Source organism: Paenibacillus forsythiae T98 (assembly GCF_000520735.1).
Lineage (GTDB): Bacteria > Bacillota > Bacilli > Paenibacillales > Paenibacillaceae > Paenibacillus_AQ > Paenibacillus_AQ forsythiae.
Genome location: NZ_ASSC01000501.1, coordinates 1 through 789, shown reverse-complemented (window position 1 = coordinate 789; position 789 = coordinate 1). Strand labels below are relative to the sequence as shown.

Here is a 789-nt window from a genome sequence, read left to right as displayed (position 1 = left end):
GCGGCCCCTGCCGGTCCATCGTTCCCGCAAGAGCCAGGCGCAGGGACAGATACAGCTGCTCGGCTGTTCCCCTGCTCAGCAGCCCGCTGTCCAGCAGGCCCGCCTCCCGGTGTTCCGCTTTCAGCTCTTTCTTCCCCAGCGTCATGACGACCCGTCGGTACTCTCCTCCCGTCAACCGCTCGAAATACGAGGAAGCCAAGGCCAGAACCTGCGGCTGCTTCTCACGCTCGTAAACGCGTCTCGTCCGGCCGATCAATTCCGCAGCGAGCGCGGAAACGGCGTATTGCTCCGCAATCCCCCGCAGCGCCGCCCTCTGCTCCTCCAGCTGCTGCAGTGTGCTATCTTCCCGGCAGAGCGACTTCAGGTTCTCTCTCTCCTGCAGCAGCCTGCCCCGAAGCTGAAGCAGCGCGCTTCTTCGCTCCTCCAGTCCGGTCCTCTCCATGTCCTCCCGTTTCCTCTCTTCTTCCAGCGCATAAGCGTCTTTAGCCGTCAGCAGTTCCAGAAGGCCCTGTCTTTCCTCTCCATCCCTGCCTCCGAACATCGCCAGCTCCCAGTGCCGGACGGACCGCTCCAGCTCCCGGCGCCGGGACACAGCCGCGGCCCGGCGCAGCAGGTCTTCTCCGTCTCCCGCCCCGCCTTCGCGCAGCAGATTGCCGCAAATTTGCCGAAGCGCTTCCAGCTCCCGTTCATGCTCTTCCAGCTCCTCCATCGCCACGCGAAGCCGGGACATCAGGTCGTTCCGGCGAAGAAGCGCCGTCTTAAGCGTCTCCCATGCCGCAGCTCTTTCCC

1 protein-coding gene is annotated in these 789 nt (G+C 64.5%); it reads right to left on the bottom strand.

Annotated features, from left to right (window positions below; all coding sequences use genetic code 11):
* On the bottom strand, positions 1-789 hold a 789-nt coding region (locus tag L692_RS32840; RefSeq protein WP_036723977.1), incomplete at both ends, for an ATP-binding protein.